Raw genomic sequence first — 18,545 nt, 5'->3', positions numbered from 1 at the left:
CCCTGGACAATTTTGCTGATGCGGCAGTGTACGGACTCGCTCTTTATGCGGTTGGGCATAGCGTGAAAAGGCAGGTCCGTGTTGCGCACGTTGCTGGTGTGGTCCAACTGGTTTTGGCTGTTGGCGTACTCGTAGAGGTCGTGAGGCGCTTTGTATTCGGTAGTGAGCCTGAATCGCTGGTGATGATGGCTATCGCATTCGTCGCATTGATTGCCAATACCAGTTGTCTGCTGCTCATATCCAAACATCGGGAAGGCGGGGCGCACATGAAGGCAAGCTGGATATTCTCGGCCAACGACGTGGTGATCAACCTGGGGGTCATCACCGCCGGCGCCCTGGTCGCGTGGACCGGTTCCAATTATCCGGATCTGATTATCGGCACCATCGCGGGGGGCATTGTACTTAACGGTGCCAGACGCATTTTGGCGTTGAAGGGTTAAATAATGCTCATTATTGGCAAAAAGCTCTCGCCGCATGCCCTATTGTCCATATCGGGCCTGCTGGCAGCGTCTGATCAGGCTGTAAAGTGGCTGGTGCAGCAATCAATGGCCTATGGCGAGTATGTTTCGGTGACCCCGTTCTTTAACTGGGTGCACCTATGGAACACCGGTGCCGCATTCAGTCTTTTTGCGAATGGTGGAGGCTGGCAGCGCTACTTTTTTATCGGAATCGCGGTAGTGGTCTCGATTTTTCTGATCAAGCTGATCCTTGAAAATCGTCATAAAGGAGAAGCCATCGCTTACAGTCTTATCCTCGGTGGCGCCATGGGCAACCTGATTGACCGGGTCTTTCGCGGCTATGTTGTGGATTCCTTTGATTTCTATTGGCGAGACTGGCATTGGCCGGCCTTCAACCTGGCTGATATTGCAATTGTCCTCGGTGCCTTACTTTTCGTTTCCAGCAGCTTGTTGGGTAAAAAAGCAAACACCAATGCCGAGCCGGATGGATCTGACTGACACCTACGCCTATACAACACCATGACCGAACTTCCCGACAACATCCTTCACCTGCCGCAATACCAAGTACTGGGCTGCAAATCAACCGACGACGAAATGCACTTCCAGGTGGACGTGCCCGATCCCATCGCCTGCGAGGAATGCGGCGTGCAGGGTGAGTTCGTACGGTTCGGCAAGCGTGACGTTCCCTATCGTGATCTGCCCATCCACAGCAAGCGGGTCACTCTCTGGGTGGTCCGCCGCCGATACACCTGCCGGGCCTGCAAGACAACATTCAGGCCCCAGCTACCGGAGATGGTGGACGGATTCCGTATGACACTGCGGCTGCATGAGTACGTGGAGAAGGAATCCTTCAACCACCCCTACACCTTTGTGGCGGCACAGACCGGCCTGGACGAGAAGACGGTGCGCGACATCTTCAACGCCCGCGCCGAGTTCCTGGGGCGCTGGCACCGCTTCGAGACGCCCCGCATCCTGGGCATTGACGAGCTATACCTGAACAAGCGCTACCGCTGCATTCTGACCAACATTGAGGAGCGAACCCTGCTCGACCTGCTGGCCACCCGCCGCCAGGACGTGGTGACCAACTACCTGATGAAGCTGAAAGACCGGCAGAAGGTCGAGATCGTCAGCATGGACATGTGGAACCCCTACCGGGCAGCGGTCAAGGCTGTGCTGCCCCAGGCCCGTATCGTGGTCGATAAGTTCCATGTGGTGCGCATGGCCAACGATGCCCTAGAGAGTGCGCAAGGGCTCCAGAAAGGAGCTGAAACCGTCCCAGAGCCGGACTCTCAAGGGAGACCGGAAAATCCTGCTGAAACGCGCTCACGAAGTCTCAGACCGGGAGCGCCTCATCATGGAGACCTGGACAGGCGCGTTCCCGCAACTGCTGGCCGCCTACGAGCACAAGGAGCGCTTCTACGGCATCTGGGACGCCACCACACGGCTCCAGGCAGAAGCCGCCCTGGACGAGTGGATAGCCACCATCCCGAAGGGCCAAAAGGAAGTCTGGAGCGATCTGGTCAGGGCAGTGGGAAACTGGCGCGAAGAGACCATGACCTACTTCGAGACGGACATGCCCGTCACCAACGCTTACACGGAGTCCATCAACCGACTGGCCAAGGACAAGAACCGTGAAGGGCGCGGTTACTCCTTCGAGGTGATGCGGGCACGAATGCTCTACACCACGAAGCACAAGAAGAAGGCACCGACTGCGAAGGTCTCTCCTTTCTACAAGAAAACCATCGGTTACGGACTGCCGGACTTCGCAGAGGAACTCAACTACGGAGTCGATCTATCAACCATCTGAGGGTGGTATCAGATTGATGGGGTGAAGATGCCCCATCAACCATTAAATCCGTATACCCGAGATTTTGAAATCCTGCGTCAGCAGCTTGTCGGTCGCCTGCATGAACAGGCCGCCCGGTATGGCGTAGTCGGCCATTTTCTCGCCCGTGCGCGCGCCGCCGGGCTTGCCGGTGCTGGACGGCATCAGGCCGATGGCCTCCATTTTGTCGGCCCATTCCTTGTTGTGATAGCCGCGACGGCCCGGCTTGCCGAAGTGGAATTGCCAAGCGTGGACCATCTCATGCACCAAAGTTTGCAGGACTTCGAGCAGGGGCACGACAGCGAAATAGGACGGGTGGCTCTGTTGCAAAGATTGGCGGCAGTCAGAGGTAGGCTGTCGCTCTGCGCCGATCAGGCGGCTGCTGCGAAATGGTGGTTGAGCATGCCCATGGCCTCCGTCAGCGCCGAGGGCCCAATGCCAAAAGCTCTCTCCACAAGGCGCACCTCGCCCCTGATGCCGGGCTGCAGGCACCAGGGGCGAGCCTGTCCTTTGCGCAGGGCTCGCATGACTTCGAATCCCTTGATCGTGGCATAGGCCGTGGGGATCGATTTGAAACCGCGCACCGGCTTGATCAGTATCTTGAGCTTTCCGTGATCGGCCTCGATCACGTTATTGAGATACTTCACCTGCCGGTGGGCCGTCTCCCGGTCCAGCTTTCCTTCGCGCTTCAATTCGGTGATCGCTGCACCATAGCTCGGCGCTTTGTCGGTATTGAGCGTGGCAGGCTTTTCCCAGTGCTTCAGGCCTCGCAGGGCCTTGCCCAGGAACCGCTTCGCTGCCTTGGCGCTGCGGGTCGGCGACAGGTAGAAATCGATCGTGTCGCCCCGCTTGTCGACTGCCCGGTACAGGTAGGTCCACTTGCCCCGCACCTTGACGTAGGTTTCATCCAGGCGCCAGCTCGGATCAAAGCCACGCCGCCAGAACCAGCGCAGCCGCTTCTCCATCTCCGGGGCGTAGCACTGGACCCAGCGATAGATCGTCGTATGGTCGACCGAAATGCCGCGTTCCGCCAGCATTTCCTCAAGGTCGCGATAGCTGATCGGATAGCGACAATACCAGCGCACCGCCCACAGGATCACATCACCCTGGAAATGGCGCCACTTGAAATCCGTCATCGTTCCGTCCGTCCAATCTCCGCCAAGCATGCTCAAGCTTCACGATTTTTGCAACAGAGCCCACACGAGTATTGAGCATAGTCGAGATTGGTGCAGATCACTTCTGATATTGAACTGTCAGGAGCTGGCTGCACAACAGCCATTACGCCCAATCAACTGGTGCAGTCGTCTTCTGAAAATGACATTTGGTATCTCTCATAAACGGATGTTTTTGAGAGAACTATCTTCGGCCTTCACACGCACGAAAGGCGGCGAAGCTCCGCCGTTAATCCGTCCGCCGGAGATCTCGCCCAGGCAGGCTGAAGGCCGAGCAAGCCTGACAGGCCCGAAAAGCCCGGCACGGGCGTCGGCGGCGATGACGGCGGCGGCATTATCCAGGGTTGATGATGGAAGTGGAGGATATCGACAACCTCTCGCGCAACCAAGACATCGCGGTCGGACTGCAAGTGATCTTGAAGCCACGGGCCCGTCCCACCCCGACATGGACCTCGATGCCCGAACGGACGTTAGATTTCGAGTTCTAGGCGTTCTGCGATGAAGGTTGGATCCCAGCCGGGATTGAAAGTGTCGACGTGGGTGAATCCGAGCCGCTCGTATAGGCCACGCAGGTTCGGGTGGCAGTCGAGCCGCAGCTTGGCGCACCCCTGCGTTCGCGCGGCATGGCGGCAAGCCTCGATCAGCGCGGAGCTGACACCCCGGCCCGCATGTGTCCGTCGCACCGCGAGCTTGTGCAGATATGCGGCCTCCCCCTTGAGGGCGTCGGGCCAGAACTCGGGATCCTCGGCCGACAAGGTGCAACAGCCGACGATGCCGTCGCTGCAACTCGCGACTAGGAGCTCGGATCTCAGGACGAAGGTCTCCGCGAATGTCCGGTCGATCCGCGCGACGTCCCAGGCGGGCGTTCCCTTGGCGGACATCCACGCCGCAGCGTCGTGCATCAGCCGCACAACCTCGTCGATATCACCCGAGCAGGCGACCCGAACGTTCGGAGGCTCCTCGCTGTCCATTCGCTCCCCTGGCGCGGTATGAACCGCCGCCTCATAGTGCAGTTTGATCCTGACGAGCCCAGCATGTCTGCGCCCACCTTCGCGGAACCTGACCAGGGTCCGCTAGCGGGCGGCCGGAAGGTGAATGCTAGGCATGATCTAACCCTCGGTCTCTGGCGTCGCGACTGCGAAATTTCGCGAGGGTTTCCGAGAAGGTGATTGCGCTTCGCAGATCTCCAGGCGCGTGGGTGCGGACGTAGTCAGCGCCATTGCCGATCGCGTGAAGTTCCGCCGCAAGGCTCGCTGGACCCAGATCCTTTACAGGAAGGCCAACGGTGGCGCCCAAGAAGGATTTCCGCGACACCGAGACCAATAGCGGAAGCCCCAACGCCGACTTCAGCTTTTGAAGGTTCGACAGCACGTGCAGCGATGTTTCCGGTGCGGGGCTCAAGAAAAATCCCATCCCCGGATCGAGGATGAGCCGGTCGGCAGCGACCCCGCTCCGTCGCAAGGCGGAAACCCGCGCCTCGAAGAACCGCACAATCTCGTCGAGCGCGTCTTCGGGTCGAAGGTGACCGGTGCGGGTGGCGATGCCATCCCGCTGCGCTGAGTGCATAACCACCAGCCTGCAGTCCGCCTCAGCAATATCGGGATAGAGCGCAGGGTCAGGAAATCCTTGGATATCGTTCAGGTAGCCCACGCCGCGCTTGAGCGCATAGCGCTGGGTTTCCGGTTGGAAGCTGTCGATTGAAACACGGTGCATCTGATCGGACAGGGCGTCTAAGAGCGGCGCAATACGTCTGATCTCATCGGCCGGCGATACAGGCCTCGCGTCCGGATGGCTGGCGGCCGGTCCGACATCCACGACGTCTGATCCGACTCGCAGCATTTCGATCGCCGCGGTGACAGCGCCGGCGGGGTCTAGCCGCCGGCTCTCATCGAAGAAGGAGTCCTCGGTGAGATTCAGAATGCCGAACACCGTCACCATGGCGTCGGCCTCCGCAGCGACTTCCACGATGGGGATCGGGCGAGCAAAAAGGCAGCAATTATGAGCCCCATACCTACAAAGCCCCACGCATCAAGCTTTTGCCCATGAAGCAACCAGGCAATGGCTGTAATTATGACGACGCCGAGTCCCGACCAGACTGCATAAGCAACACCGACAGGGATGGATTTCAGAACCAGAGAAAGAAAATAAAATGCGATGCCATAACCGATTATGACAACGGCGGAAGGGGCAAGCTTAGTAAAGCCCTCGGTACATTTGTTTTCTGATTTAGTGACAATGGTAAGGAACAGTTATGCAAATCAACTTAAATACTCCGGGCACAGCGGCTACATCAACAATACAAACTGTTGCTCCTGCTGCTCAGGCTAAAACCACCACTACAACAGCACCCTCTACTGCAGACACTGTCACCTTATCTGCTGAAGCAAAGGCGAAGCTGGCTGCAGAGCAGCAAGAATCTAAAGCAATAAATCCAACACTGACTACATTAGGTGGTGGCTGGGGTAATGAACCACCAAAATAAGAGGTAGTTTGTGGGGACATTTATTACGACTCTTGCTGAGTACTTATGGGTGTTGTGCATAGGTTCTCTACTGCTGTCCTTAGTCTGGTCGGCCAGTAAATCTGCACGAATAACCATATTGATACTCACTTTATCGGGATTAGCTCAAGACAGGATTGCTCCTTTGCTGATGGGGATATCTGAAACATCTCCTGAGCTCGCTCGCTTACTTTGGTACCCAAGTTGGGTGATATGTCAAACATTGACGCTTGGTATCATCTGGGTTATTCATAGAAAATTCGTATGGGCGGTTGAACAAATCACTCAATTCATTTGTTTAAGCATCTTGATGCACTCTGTTCTGCAGGTAGCGAGATTCACAGACAGAGTCATATTTGGCACTGATCTATTGGGTGGTATATACAAATATGGAATACCAGCTATAAATATCGCAGCAATTTTAGCGATATTTTTATGGTCCATATCAGGAGCCGTCAAGCACAGAAAGGAACTTCAGGAATGCTGACTTTTGTTATGTCTGCAATTACGTTTGGCTTTTTACTGTTAAGTCTGTTTTTCTACAAGAAGTTGATTGGAATGTCAGATGCATTAAACATTATCGAAAAGCAGGTGGCCGCTGATATGGAGATCCGGGCGCATAGATTATGCCTGCTTGCATACGAAGCGCAACGGTTCGGTAACTCTGTGGATAGACGTGCTTTGGATGAAGAGTTTAAAGATTTTTTGCACCTGTACATTGAAGACTACCAAGCAGAAGTCGCAAAAAAGATCAGAGAACATAAGCTCAGCGAGATTTCTGCCTACGGATTTATTAAATTAGATAAGTAGTCATAACAACAAAGCTGTGGACAAGATCTGTCTTGTCTTATTTTAAATGCCCCCCACTGCTTCTCATAGTGATGCACGCCAGCTTTGGCCACCTTTAGATTTGACTGATGCTGCTTGTTAAGAAAATTCTGAATATCTTGCTGAACCTGATGCACAGCATCCAGTAATTGGGCTAAAGCAAACTCCTCGGCATGAAACACAAAGGTTTTACTGGCAGGTTCAAGCCAGCAAAACATGGCTTCATTATCCATCCAGGTGATCACCTGATTAAAACCGGTTAAATGATGCGCTTGATAACGACGCAGAGCAGTATTATCCCGCACTGAATGATCCAGCTCATCTGCATGACGCCATAACGCCTCATTCCGCAGTGGATGGTTTAGATCAGGCAGGTTGATTTCACTTCGCAGCGCCATGGCTCTATGACACAAATCCAGCCCCAGTTCTCCGCAACACTTGGCGGGCCAGAAAATCCGGGATAATTGATAGCTATGGATCAGAATTAAATGCACGGCATCGTACATATCTTCACAAGCCCGGCGCTGACAATCCCAGTCTTCAGACCAGTCATGTAATTGTTTGATGGCTCTGTCCAGTTGCTGACCAGCCTCAACGACTAACTCAGCTTGCAGTTCTGCCTGCTTCATGTAGACCAATAATTCTTTGGCATCCATTTCAACACTCCTGTAAGACGAGACAACACCCTGATTCGGGTACTCTGTATTTTCAGTGTAGAAAGCAAAAAGTCCTTTGCAAGCTGACAAAACAGAAGCTAAGTTATAGATTTTCCAGTTATTACCTATTAACGGTCCTTCAATAAATCTAAGCTGCTGAGTTCATGTGATATAGCATCTTTTGGATTTTTCAGATTTTTTGTATTTATTTTCAACAATCTGCTGTTCTGTTCAGCAAAAAAGCGAGTCACAAGCTATCGGTTATAAAATAAGATGGCCGTTCTAAACCGGGCTTTCATCAAATAGTTACATCTGTTTTTTAAACTTTGACGTACAATAACTGCCTTTTTCGTTGCTGCAGAGGAATTTTATGCTGGGCTTTTTTGAACGCTTAACCAACCCTTTCCCTGATAAAGAGCCAACTCAGCCACCTCAAGGCCTGTTTGCATTTTGTTTGCATTACAGTCAAGGCATGGTGTTGCCTCTGATCCTGATGTCTATTGCGACAGCCTTACTGGCCGCATTAGAAGTGTCCTTATTTGGCTATATGGGGCAATTAGTCGATTGGTTGGTAACCAAGAATCCGGCTACTTTCTGGCAGGAAGAGCAGGATACCTTGATCACTATGGCCATAGTGATGTTGCTGGTGTTGCCTGGTTTGGTATTTTTTCACTCAGCCCTGATCCACCAAACTATATTGGGTAACTACCCTATGTCGATCCGCTGGCTGGCGCATCGTTATTTACTGAAACAAAGTTTGGGTTTCTACCAGAATGAATTCGCTGGTCGCATCGCCACTAAAGTGATGCAAACGGCTTTGGCAGTGCGCGAAACGGCCACCAAGCTGCTGGATGTGATGGTGTATGTGGTGGTGTATTTTGGCTCTATGTTGTATCTGATCGCCGATGCAGATTGGCGCTTGGTACTGCCGATGATTGCCTGGTTAGTCATATACACCGGCTTGCAGTTTTATTTTGTGCCGAGACTGAAACAAGTTGCAACAGAACAAGCCGATGCCCGTTCAGAAATGACAGGCCGTATTGTCGACAGCTACACCAATATCAGCACTATTAAACTGTTTTCACACACGGCTCGTGAGTCAGAATACGCCCGCGATAGCATGCAGCTGTTTCTGGTGCCTGTGTACAGACAAATGCGACTGGCTACCTGGCTCAATATTTGTGTGCAGGGTCTGAACTATCTGTTGGTGTTCTCTATTGCCACGCTGGCGATATGGCTTTGGTCTGTCAATGCCGTCACTGTGGGCTCTATTGCCATCGCAGTCAGTCTGGCGCTGCGTTTAAATGGTATGTCGCAGTGGATCATGTGGGAAGTCAGTGCACTGTTTGAAAACATAGGTACTGTGGCAGATGGTATTGCGACTTTGTCTCAGCCTCAGCAAATCATCGACAAAGCTGATGCGAAGCCGCTTGAAGTGCCACAAGGTCAGATTGAGTTTAAGCAACTGAACTTTAACTACGGCAAAGCAGCAGGTGAACATGGTCCTGTGATTGATGGTCTGGACTTGTCGATTAAACCCGGTGAAAAAGTAGGTTTAGTCGGCCGTTCTGGTGCTGGTAAATCCACGCTGGTGAACTTACTGCTGCGCTTTTATGATGTCAATTCAGGCCAGATTTTGATAGACGGTCAGGACATCAAAACTGTATCACAGGAAAGTCTTCGCGCTCATATAGCTATGGTGACCCAGGATACCTCCCTGCTACACCGTACTGTAAGGGAAAATATTTTATATGGTCGTCCTGGCGCTACCGAAGCGGAAATGATTGAAGCAGCCCGTTTAGCCGAAGCCGATGCTTTTATTCAGGAGCTTACCGATCCTAAAGGCAACAGTGGCTACGACGCTCAGGTGGGCGAACGTGGAGTCAAGCTTTCTGGTGGTCAACGTCAACGTATTGCAATAGCTCGGGTTTTACTGAAAAACGCCCCTATTCTGATTTTGGATGAAGCCACCTCAGCGCTGGACTCCGAAGTAGAATCAGCTATTCAGCATAGTCTGACTCAGTTGATGATAGGCAAAACGGTTATAGCCATTGCACACCGTTTATCTACCATAGCAGCTATGGACAGGCTGATCGTTCTGGATCAAGGTCGTATTGTGGAACAAGGCAGTCATCAGGAACTGATCGCCAAAGGCGGTATTTACGCTCAATTATGGGCGCATCAAACCGGCGGCTTTATTGGTGTGGAATAAATAATAAAGGTCAGAGTCTTGGCTCTGACCTGTTGTTTTTAGCTTAAACGCGGGTCGGTTTCAGCGACCATCGGCCGGTTTAAATGCGCATTTCTGAACTGTAATAATACAGGGAAGGGTTTTAAGTCGACTAAATCGCGGAACAATATCCAGTCGATTAAAGTGAACAGACTGATACCAGGATAGTCCCAGTCACCGAAATGCCCTGCCCTGATTTGTTGCTCAAGTGCCTCTAGCGTCGCCTGAATTCGCTCATGCTGAAGATTAAAAAACAATTTATCTTCAGTCACGTCAAAACCTGAGCGCTTACAAAGCAGTAATTCAACCAAGGAGTCTGTGCAGGCATTGATGGTCGTCAGACCGTTTTCCTGATCCCAGCTCAATGGTTTGAATTTCAGTTTCGAAGCCAAATAACGATAAATTACGCCTGAATCAAAAATAACCTGCTCTCCATCCACTAACACAGGCACTTTGCGTGCCGGATTATGTTGTACCAACACTGAACGGCCTTCAGACTCAAAAATATTAAGCGCTACAAACTGATAAGGTTGCCCTGCCAGTACTAAACGTAAACGACGAACAAAAGGGGAAGCCACTGAACCTAATAACTGCATAACCTACTCCAATTTCAAACCATAGCTTTAGTGTACAACCAGAGTCAGCGGCTTAGATAGTGCTGATAGTCTGTTAATTTGGGCTTAGGGCAGAAAGCTTTTTCAATTCAAATTGATACGCAGTCTGAGCAACCTGCGCAATGATAGCTTCATTGGTTCGGCTTGACTCGGCTGAGTCTTTCACAAAAACAGCAACCAGCAAGGGCCGTCCATCAGGCAACAGAATGATACCTAAATCATTAGTGGCCGCAGTTTTTCCGGCTTTGATACCCGAAGTACCAGTTTTATGTGCGACCACAGTACCAGCTGGTAACAAACCTTTTAACCGCTCTGGTCCTGAGGTGGTTTCGACCATCCACTTCCATAACAAAGCCTGCGAGGTTTCAGACAGCTGTGTTTTTTGCTCAAACTTTTTCAGGATCTCTGCAGCACCTTTCATCGAGGTCCAGTTTTGATACTGCACCTGATCATCGGCGTGCATCTGCGCTTCATTTGCGACCACAGCGGTCTCCTTTATACCCATAGACTGGATATAGTCATGCAAAGCAGCTGGTCCACCAACCAGTTCAAATAACAAATCACAGGCCACGTTATCGCTGTGCGAGACCGAGTATTGCAGCAGTTGCTGCACTGGAACACTAAACTCGTCTCCCTGATACGCTTTCATTATCGGAGCCCAGGTATTCTGTAAAACCTTAGCCCTGTTTACGATAACGGTCTGATTTAAATCCAACTTTCCCTGATCAACCTGATGCAGTACCAACATAGCTAAATGCAATTTAAATACACTTTGCATTGGGAATTTTTCAAAAGGATTAATCAGTAAAGGTTCCAGATCGTCAGGCCCCCACACTGCAACGCCTACAGTGGCTTTTTTTCCAATGACTATGGATTCAATTTGCTCTTTTAACAGTGGGGATTGCGCTGAGGTTTCGAATGAACTAAAAGATACCATCAGTAGCGTCGAGGCAGTAACTACAGCTTTTATAATGACATTCATCGGATTGTCCTTTTGATAAGTCGATATGAATTATACAAAAGGCAGCCAAAGCTGCCTTTTTAGGGTATAGGAAGTATAAACCACCTTTTTGGGTATAGGAAGTATAAACCACCTTTTTGCTCCTCATCCGAAGTATCTTACCTGAAATTCCCTCACTCGTTTACCGCTCAAGCCCCAATTTTAACTGCCGGTCCAGCCTAAACCGCTCTAATAAGGTTCGATTTGGCGGTAAAATCTCTAGCCTGATAGCTCGAGAGATACAAACTGCCCCACCGCCCCGTTTAAAAGTTGGCAGTGTTGAGCAGTGTTGGATTTGGGGTCGTCAGTCAAAGAGACGACTCTGTGATGGATCGAACAGGCTGGGAGTCAGTGGCGGCGCTCGTTCTGGTGGCAGCTCACGCTGCTTGGCGGCATTCGCCTTGGCTGTTTTCTGTTTCAGATGCTTGAGAATCTGCTCAATGACCTTCGGATCTTCGATGCTGGCAATCACTTTGACGTGACCGCCGCAGTGTTCGCAGACTTCAATATCAATATTGAAGACTCGCTTGAGGCGTTGCATCCAGGTCATGGCGCGGTGGCGCTCTGCAGGACTCTTGTCACGCCAGTTAGTATCGAGACCTTCCGATTTGTCGGGCTTCTTGCCCCGCTTGGCGGGTGTTACTTGAACTCGGTGTTTGCTGTTCGGTGCAAAGACGCCGTGGAAGCGTGTGAGGTTGACTCGCGGCTTAGGTACCAACGCAGCGAGTTTGGCGATGAAGTCCAGCGGCTCGAAGATCACATGGGTGGTGCCATTGCGGTACGGAGTTTTGAGCTCGTAACGCACCTGCCCATTGGCGGTTAATGCCAGACGTTTTTCTGAAACCGCTGGCCGACTAATGTAGCGACACAAGCGCTCAAGCTTATCCCGCTGATGCGCTTCGGCCATCACACCGGCGTGTAGCGAGAAACCAGCATGGTTGGCTACTCGACTGCTTGAGTCGGCTTTATCCTCACGCCCTGGCAAGGTTTGCAGGGTGAAGACTTTGCGCCCTTGCTGGGGGCCGACGGCAATGCGATACGTAACCGAAGCACCATGTAATTGAGTCAGCGTATCGTCTTCGCCCTCTTCCAGTGTCAACCACGTATTCTCGGCATCACGCTCCAAAATCCCACGCTTTTCCATGCAGCGAGCGATGCGATGGCTGAGGGTGTGAGCGAGCGTATTCAGCTCATCGTAAGTGGGTGCCTTGACACGATGGAAGCGTTGCTTGCCATAGTCATCTTCGGCATAGACACCATCGAGAAACAGCATGTGGTAGTGGACATTGAGATTTAGCGCGGAGCCAAAGCGTTGGATAAGAGTCACTGAGCCAGTTTGTGCAGAGGCTTTGGTGTAACCGGCTTTTTTGATCAGATGAGTTGAGAGTGTACGATAGACGATACTCAAGACCTGGCCCATCAGCTGGGGATGGCGAGCCAGCAAAAAGCGTAGCTGGAAAGGAAAGCTGAGCACCCACTGGCGAATGGGCTCCTTGGGGAAGACTTCGTCTATCAGCAGCGCCGCACTCTCGGCCATCCGGCGGGCACCGCAGCTAGGGCAAAAGCCGCGTCGTTTACAGCTGAAGGCGACCAGACGCTCGTGATGACAATCCTCGCAGCGAACCCGCATGAAACCATACTCCAGACGGCCACATTGGAGGAGGTCGTTGAATTCTTGTTGGATGTAGCGAGGCAGGTGTTGACCTTGGGCTTCGAGTGAGGCTTTGAAGGCTGGGTAGTGCTGCTCAACCAGCTGGTAGAGCAGCGTCTGGTCGGGTTGGTGGCGTTCGTAACCGTTTGTTTGAGTGGGCGATTGACTCGCCGTGGCGTTCCTTGCCAGCGACATGGGTATCCTCCGCTGATACTGTGGTTATGTACAGTATCAGCGGCTTGCGTTCAGACGTCCAGTCTGGCCCTAGACATCGCTAAATGCTTAACCCGCAATAGCCCTCACGAGTTGTTATCAGCCACTACCGGTTGAGCGAGAAGGTTTTGGGTTCAGGGTGCTATTGCTCCACCAATCACAATACTGAAGCCCCAACTGTTATCAGTTGGGGCTTTTTCTTGTCTGTTTGCGGCGGTTGCGTTTTATCGGTAGTCGTCGAGCTCTGCACCATCCCACATAAGAGCTTAACGGTGCGATCTTCAACGCCATCACACAAAACTTTCTTTTTCACGCACAGTCAACTTATTGGATGTTTTATTAACAACCCAAAAGGAGATATTTAGCGGGCGGCCGGAAGGTGAATGCTAGGCATGATCTAACCCTCGGTCTCTGGCGTCGCGACTGCGAAATTTCGCGAGGGTTTCCGAGAAGGTGATTGCGCTTCGCAGATCTCCAGGCGCGTGGGTGCGGACGTAGTCAGCGCCATTGCCGATCGCGTGAAGTTCCGCCGCAAGGCTCGCTGGACCCAGATCCTTTACAGGAAGGCCAACGGTGGCGCCCAAGAAGGATTTCCGCGACACCGAGACCAATAGCGGAAGCCCCAACGCCGACTTCAGCTTTTGAAGGTTCGACAGCACGTGCAGCGATGTTTCCGGTGCGGGGCTCAAGAAAAATCCCATCCCCGGATCGAGGATGAGCCGGTCGGCAGCGACCCCGCTCCGTCGCAAGGCGGAAACCCGCGCCTCGAAGAACCGCACAATCTCGTCGAGCGCGTCTTCGGGTCGAAGGTGACCGGTGCGGGTGGCGATGCCATCCCGCTGCGCTGAGTGCATAACCACCAGCCTGCAGTCCGCCTCAGCAATATCGGGATAGAGCGCAGGGTCAGGAAATCCTTGGATATCGTTCAGGTAGCCCACGCCGCGCTTGAGCGCATAGCGCTGGGTTTCCGGTTGGAAGCTGTCGATTGAAACACGGTGCATCTGATCGGACAGGGCGTCTAAGAGCGGCGCAATACGTCTGATCTCATCGGCCGGCGATACAGGCCTCGCGTCCGGATGGCTGGCGGCCGGTCCGACATCCACGACGTCTGATCCGACTCGCAGCATTTCGATCGCCGCGGTGACAGCGCCGGCGGGGTCTAGCCGCCGGCTCTCATCGAAGAAGGAGTCCTCGGTGAGATTCAGAATGCCGAACACCGTCACCATGGCGTCGGCCTCCGCAGCGACTTCCACGATGGGGATCGGGCGAGCAAAAAGGCAGCAATTATGAGCCCCATACCTACAAAGCCCCACGCATCAAGCTTTTGCCCATGAAGCAACCAGGCAATGGCTGTAATTATGACGACGCCGAGTCCCGACCAGACTGCATAAGCAACACCGACAGGGATGGATTTCAGAACCAGAGAAAGAAAATAAAATGCGATGCCATAACCGATTATGACAACGGCGGAAGGGGCAAGCTTAGTAAAGCCCTCGCTAGATTTTAATGCGGATGTTGCGATTACTTCGCCAACTATTGCGATAACAAGAAAAAGCCAGCCTTTCATGATATATCTCCCAATTTGTGTAGGGCTTATTATGCACGCTTAAAAATAATAAAAGCAGACTTGACCTGATAGTTTGGCTGTGAGCAATTATGTGCTTAGTGCATCTAACGCCTGAATTAAGCTGCGCCGCGAAGCGGCGTCGGCTTGAATGAACTGTTAGACATCATTGGCGTGGAGCCGAGCAGACTGGCGGCTTCGTGCTTCACAAAGTAAATGAACGCAGTCAACTGATCAGCGCGTGAGGCCAAGCAATCCATCCCTTGTCCAAGGTAAGCCTGCTGGGCTTCAAGCAGCACGGGCTGATGTTGGACGGGCAGGCGTTCCATTACCCAGTTGGCAGCTACATCCTTCGGCGCGATCTTGCCGGTTGCTGCGCTGTACCAAATGCGAGACAAAGTAAGCACTACATTCCGCTCGTCGCCTGCCCAATCCGGTTGTGAGTTCCATAGTTTCAAGGTGTCGGCCAGTGCTTTGAATAGATCGCTTTCCGGGACTGAGTTGAAGAAATCTTCCGCGGCCGAACCTGCCAAGGCAAGGCTGTGTTGCCTTGCTTTAGTTAGCAGAATAGCCAGATCAACATCGGTTGTCGCGGGCTCGAAGATGCCCGCAAGAATGTCCTTGCGCTGCCACTCCCCGAATTGCAGTTCCCGTCTGGCTGGATAACGCCAAGGAACAACATCGCCGTACACGACGATGGTAACTTCCAAGGCACGGAGAGCTTCACTTTGGCCGGGAGAAGCGGAAACTTCCAGGAAATCTACGAACAGAGCCTGCCGCACAGTCTCATCGAGCTGTGCAGTCACAGTAACCAGCAAATCAATATCACTGCATGGCTTCAGGCCACCGTCGAGTGCAGAGCCGTACAAATGCACGGCCAGCAACGTCGATCCCAGATGATGCTCGATGACGTTGAGTGCCTGTGATAGCTGTACCGAAATCTCGGCGGGCACTGCGTTGCTCATGATGTCTAACTCCCAATTTGTGTAGGGCTTATTATGCACGCTTAAAAATAATAAAAGCAGACTTGACCTGATAGTTTGGCTGTGAGCAATTATGTGCTTAGTGCATCTAACGCCGCTAAGCAGCGGCACATTTTGCGTTTTGAGCGCAGCGAAGCAAAATGTGTCCGATGGCTTGGATGGTTAACCCCTTTGCCAGATTTGATAGCGATAATTTATATTTGAATGAAATTCCTGCTCGAACACCACATTGAACTCTTTGGGGATTTCCGGAAAGAAAACATTGCCCTCTGGCTCGGAATCTATTGTCGAGATATGTAGCGTGTCGGCATGGGCGATCAGACTCTTGTAGATCTCTCCACCACCAGAAACAACAACATGGTTCGTAAGAGTCTTTAGCTCCCTCATTGCTGCTTCTATAGATGGAAACACAACCACATCATCGTTAGTAGCTACCGATCCTGAGCGGCTGACAACTGCATACTTTCTATTTGGGAGAGCCCCCATTGCCTCAAATGTTTTACGGCCGACTAAGAGCCATTGATTGTAAGTTATTGCTTTAAAAAGCAGCTGCTCACCTTTAGCGTTCCACGGGATATCCGAGCCGCAGCCAATAACCCCATTTCTTGCTTTTGCAGCCATTAGTGATATTTTCACGATACTCCTTTGGGTTAACGCCGCCATAAACGGCGACAGGGTGGCGCGCCTATTGCGCATAAAATGGCGAAGCCATGCGCAACAGGCGCGGAATCTCTGGCGTCCGGTTTGATGGCTTTGTTATGCAAAGGACTAGTCTTCAATGACGTGTAAACCACGGCGCTTTAAGTCCTCCAACGAATCCAACATTCCCCTTATTAATTCAACAGGATGCCCCTCCCAGTCTTCAACAACGCCAACAATTCTCAAGGGTTCGCAGGTTCTATAGGACTGTGTTGGATTACCGGGAAATCTTTTGTTCGTAAGATTCGGATCGTCTTCGAACGGTCCTGTTGGCTCAACTATGTATATGTAGCCGCGACCCTCGAGGCCAGACAGTGACATAGCAAGTTCAGCTCCCCAAACTGCTGGCTCCATCAAGGCTGAAAAGTAGATGTGCTTAAGAATACGACCGTCCTCGAAATGAGAGATGAACCCTGTGGTTAGCAAGTCACCAATCGCCAAATTGGCTTTGGTTCCATGATAGAACGGTCCTTGCACCTGCTTGTAATTATCATGAGAGATGGGAATCCAATCTTTTACCATTTTAAGACCCTTAATTGTTGGGATTTGGCTGCATAACTTTGTTTTAGGGCGACTGCCCTGCTGCGTAACATCGTTGCTGCTCCATAACATCAAACATCGACCCACGGCGTAACGCGCTTGCTGCTTGGATGCCCGAGGCATAGACTGTACAAAAAAACAGTCATAACAAGCCATGAAAACCGCCACTGCGCCGTTACCACCGCTGCGTTCGGTCAAGGTTCTGGACCAGTTGCGTGAGCGCATACGCTACTTGCATTACAGCTTACCAACCGAACAGGCTTATGTCCACTGGGTTCGTGCCTTCATCCGTTTCCACGGTGTGCGTCACCCGGCAACCTTGGGCAGCAGCGAAGTCGAGGCATTTCTGTCCTGGCTGGCGAACGAGCGCAAGGTTTCGGTCTCCACGCATCGTCAGGCATTGGCGGCCTTGCTGTTCTTCTACGGCAAGGTGCTGTGCACGGATCTGCCCTGGCTTCAGGAGATCGGAAGACCTCGGCCGTCGCGGCGCTTGCCGGTGGTGCTGACCCCGGATGAAGTGGTTCGCATCCTCGGTTTTCTGGAAGGCGAGCATCGTTTGTTCGCCCAGCTTCTGTATGGAACGGGCATGCGGATCAGTGAGGGTTTGCAACTGCGGGTCAAGGATCTGGATTTCGATCACGGCACGATCATCGTGCGGGAGGGCAAGGGCTCCAAGGATCGGGCCTTGATGTTACCCGAGAGCTTGGCACCCAGCCTGCGCGAGCAGCTGTCGCGTGCACGGGCATGGTGGCTGAAGGACCAGGCCGAGGGCCGCAGCGGCGTTGCGCTTCCCGACGCCCTTGAGCGGAAGTATCCGCGCGCCGGGCATTCCTGGCCGTGGTTCTGGGTTTTTGCGCAGCACACGCATTCGACCGATCCACGGAGCGGTGTCGTGCGTCGCCATCACATGTATGACCAGACCTTTCAGCGCGCCTTCAAACGTGCCGTAGAACAAGCAGGCATCACGAAGCCCGCCACACCGCACACCCTCCGCCACTCGTTCGCGACGGCCTTGCTCCGCAGCGGTTACGACATTCGAACCGTGCAGGATCTGCTCGGCCATTCCGACGTCTCTACGACGATGATTTACACGCATGTGCTGAAAGTTGGCGGTGCCGGAGTGCGCTCACCGCTTGATGCGCTGCCGCCCCTCACTAGTGAGAGGTAGGGCAGCGCAAGTCAATCCTGGCGGATTCACTACCCCTGCGCGAAGGCCATCGGTGCCGCATCGAACGGCCGGTTGCGGAAAGTCCTCCCTGCGTCCGCTGATGGCCGGCAGCAGCCCGTCGTTGCCTGATGGATCCAACCCCTCCGCTGCTATAGTGCAGTCGGCTTCTGACGTTCAGTGCAGCCGTCTTCTGAAAACGACAAAAAGCCCGCGATTAAGCGGGTTTTTCGTTCTCATAAACCTATCTCAAAACCTAATTCTCAATTAGACTGCTATTTATGACTTTTGAGAAAACAGGGGGGCTTATGGAAAACTGCGAACTTGAGCAACGGCGTTCGGATGCTGCTGGCCAGGACAAGTGTTATTCGGGTAAGCGGATTAAATGGTTGATCTTACCTTTGCATGAGAGTGAGACAGACCGGCATCTCATCGGATTATCTGGTT

20 protein-coding genes and 1 pseudogene are annotated in these 18,545 nt (G+C 52.6%); 7 read left to right on the top strand and 14 right to left on the bottom strand.

Annotation, left to right across the window (positions count from 1 at the left end):
• From R8N46_RS23710 to R8N46_RS23700, 3 genes and pseudogenes are all read left to right on the top strand, one after another.
• On the top strand, positions 1 to 440 hold a 440-nt coding region (locus R8N46_RS23710), incomplete at its 5' end, for a cation transporter (RefSeq protein ID WP_276434627.1).
• Positions 441 to 443: 3 nt separating this feature from the next.
• Positions 444 to 956 carry a signal peptidase II gene (gene lspA / locus R8N46_RS23705; RefSeq protein WP_193285851.1) on the top strand — a complete coding sequence of 171 codons (513 nt, stop codon included), beginning with the start codon at positions 444 to 446 and terminating at the stop codon, positions 954 to 956.
• A gap of 21 nt (positions 957 to 977) precedes the next feature.
• Positions 978 to 2,265, top strand: a pseudogene (locus R8N46_RS23700) (ISL3-like element ISPpu12 family transposase).
• 42 nt (positions 2,266 to 2,307) lie between these two features.
• Here the strand turns inward: R8N46_RS23700 and R8N46_RS23695 are convergent.
• The 5 genes from R8N46_RS23695 to R8N46_RS23670 form a co-directional block, all read right to left on the bottom strand.
• Positions 2,308 to 2,613: a SprT-like domain-containing protein gene (locus R8N46_RS23695; RefSeq protein ID WP_267923030.1), complete on the bottom strand. Its 306-nt coding sequence runs from the start codon at positions 2,611 to 2,613 to the stop codon at positions 2,308 to 2,310.
• 41 nt (positions 2,614 to 2,654) lie between these two features.
• Positions 2,655 to 3,419, bottom strand: a complete 765-nt coding sequence (locus R8N46_RS23690) for an IS6-like element IS6100 family transposase (protein ID WP_001389365.1) — start codon at positions 3,417 to 3,419, stop codon at positions 2,655 to 2,657.
• Between the two features lie 506 nt (positions 3,420 to 3,925).
• Complete coding sequence (locus R8N46_RS23680) at positions 3,926 to 4,426, bottom strand: GNAT family N-acetyltransferase (RefSeq protein ID WP_000376623.1); 501 nt, start codon at positions 4,424 to 4,426, stop codon at positions 3,926 to 3,928.
• Positions 4,427 to 4,553: 127 nt separating this feature from the next.
• A complete protein-coding gene (gene sul1, locus R8N46_RS23675; protein ID WP_000259031.1) occupies positions 4,554 to 5,393 on the bottom strand; it encodes a sulfonamide-resistant dihydropteroate synthase Sul1 in 840 nt (279 codons plus the stop codon).
• Complete coding sequence (locus tag R8N46_RS23670) at positions 5,387 to 5,704, bottom strand: DMT family transporter (RefSeq protein ID WP_071211019.1); 318 nt, start codon at positions 5,702 to 5,704, stop codon at positions 5,387 to 5,389. Before R8N46_RS23670 ends, sul1 (R8N46_RS23675) begins: the two co-directional genes overlap by 7 nt.
• Before the next feature lie 2 nt (positions 5,705 to 5,706).
• Between R8N46_RS23670 and R8N46_RS23665 the strand changes: the two genes are divergently transcribed.
• Positions 5,707 to 5,937, top strand: coding sequence for a hypothetical protein (locus R8N46_RS23665; RefSeq protein WP_032495677.1), 231 nt, complete (start codon positions 5,707 to 5,709; stop codon positions 5,935 to 5,937).
• Between the two features lie 513 nt (positions 5,938 to 6,450).
• Positions 6,451 to 6,765 carry a hypothetical protein gene (locus R8N46_RS23660; RefSeq protein WP_318189670.1) on the top strand — a complete coding sequence of 105 codons (315 nt, stop codon included), beginning with the start codon at positions 6,451 to 6,453 and terminating at the stop codon, positions 6,763 to 6,765.
• Here the strand turns inward: R8N46_RS23660 and R8N46_RS23655 are convergent.
• On the bottom strand, positions 6,738 to 7,439 hold the full coding sequence (locus R8N46_RS23655; RefSeq protein ID WP_032495674.1) for a hypothetical protein: 702 nt from the start codon (positions 7,437 to 7,439) through the stop codon (positions 6,738 to 6,740). The genes R8N46_RS23660 and R8N46_RS23655 overlap by 28 nt on opposite strands.
• A gap of 370 nt (positions 7,440 to 7,809) precedes the next feature.
• Here R8N46_RS23655 and R8N46_RS23650 point away from each other — a divergent pair, with 370 nt between their 5' ends.
• On the top strand, positions 7,810 to 9,651 hold the full coding sequence (locus R8N46_RS23650; protein WP_032495614.1) for an ABC transporter ATP-binding protein: 1,842 nt from the start codon (positions 7,810 to 7,812) through the stop codon (positions 9,649 to 9,651).
• A 38-nt stretch (positions 9,652 to 9,689) separates the two neighbouring features.
• Here R8N46_RS23650 and R8N46_RS23645 read toward each other — a convergent pair whose 3' ends face one another.
• The 8 genes from R8N46_RS23645 to R8N46_RS23610 all read right to left on the bottom strand — a co-directional run bounded on the left by R8N46_RS23645 (position 9,690) and on the right by R8N46_RS23610 (position 16,915).
• Entirely contained in the window at positions 9,690 to 10,265 is a 576-nt protein-coding gene (locus R8N46_RS23645) for a glutathione S-transferase family protein (RefSeq protein WP_001176353.1), read from the bottom strand.
• A 73-nt stretch (positions 10,266 to 10,338) separates the two neighbouring features.
• A complete protein-coding gene (locus R8N46_RS23640; protein WP_136512105.1) occupies positions 10,339 to 11,265 on the bottom strand; it encodes an extended-spectrum class A beta-lactamase PER-13 in 927 nt (308 codons plus the stop codon).
• 322 nt (positions 11,266 to 11,587) lie between these two features.
• Positions 11,588 to 13,129 (bottom strand): IS91-like element ISCR1 family transposase, encoded by a 1,542-nt coding sequence (locus R8N46_RS23635; RefSeq protein WP_000050481.1) that lies wholly within the window; start codon positions 13,127 to 13,129, stop codon positions 11,588 to 11,590.
• Between the two features lie 404 nt (positions 13,130 to 13,533).
• On the bottom strand, positions 13,534 to 14,373 hold the full coding sequence (gene sul1, locus R8N46_RS23630; protein ID WP_000259031.1) for a sulfonamide-resistant dihydropteroate synthase Sul1: 840 nt from the start codon (positions 14,371 to 14,373) through the stop codon (positions 13,534 to 13,536).
• Entirely contained in the window at positions 14,367 to 14,714 is a 348-nt protein-coding gene (locus R8N46_RS23625; protein ID WP_000679427.1) for a quaternary ammonium compound efflux SMR transporter QacE delta 1, read from the bottom strand. The genes sul1 (R8N46_RS23630) and R8N46_RS23625 overlap by 7 nt, the downstream gene beginning before the upstream one ends.
• Positions 14,715 to 14,830: 116 nt before the next feature.
• Positions 14,831 to 15,676 (bottom strand): ANT(3'')-Ia family aminoglycoside nucleotidyltransferase AadA16, encoded by an 846-nt coding sequence (locus R8N46_RS23620; RefSeq protein WP_001749984.1) that lies wholly within the window; start codon positions 15,674 to 15,676, stop codon positions 14,831 to 14,833.
• A gap of 180 nt (positions 15,677 to 15,856) precedes the next feature.
• Positions 15,857 to 16,330 carry a trimethoprim-resistant dihydrofolate reductase DfrA27 gene (dfrA27, locus tag R8N46_RS23615; RefSeq protein ID WP_001749985.1) on the bottom strand — a complete coding sequence of 158 codons (474 nt, stop codon included), beginning with the start codon at positions 16,328 to 16,330 and terminating at the stop codon, positions 15,857 to 15,859.
• 132 nt (positions 16,331 to 16,462) lie between these two features.
• Entirely contained in the window at positions 16,463 to 16,915 is a 453-nt protein-coding gene (locus R8N46_RS23610) for an NAD(+)--rifampin ADP-ribosyltransferase Arr-3 (RefSeq protein ID WP_001749986.1), read from the bottom strand.
• A 172-nt stretch (positions 16,916 to 17,087) separates the two neighbouring features.
• On the opposite strand from R8N46_RS23610, the gene intI1 reads away from it, so the two are divergent.
• Positions 17,088 to 18,101 carry a class 1 integron integrase IntI1 gene (intI1, locus tag R8N46_RS23605; RefSeq protein ID WP_000845039.1) on the top strand — a complete coding sequence of 338 codons (1,014 nt, stop codon included), beginning with the start codon at positions 17,088 to 17,090 and terminating at the stop codon, positions 18,099 to 18,101.
• Positions 18,102 to 18,545: the final 444 nt, after the last annotated feature.

Source organism: Vibrio sp. 1874, from assembly GCF_033344395.1.
GTDB classification, from domain to species: Bacteria; Pseudomonadota; Gammaproteobacteria; order Enterobacterales; family Vibrionaceae; genus Vibrio; species Vibrio alginolyticus.
The sequence above is the reverse complement of the archived record's forward strand: the minus strand, read 5'-3'. Positions and strand labels throughout refer to the sequence as shown.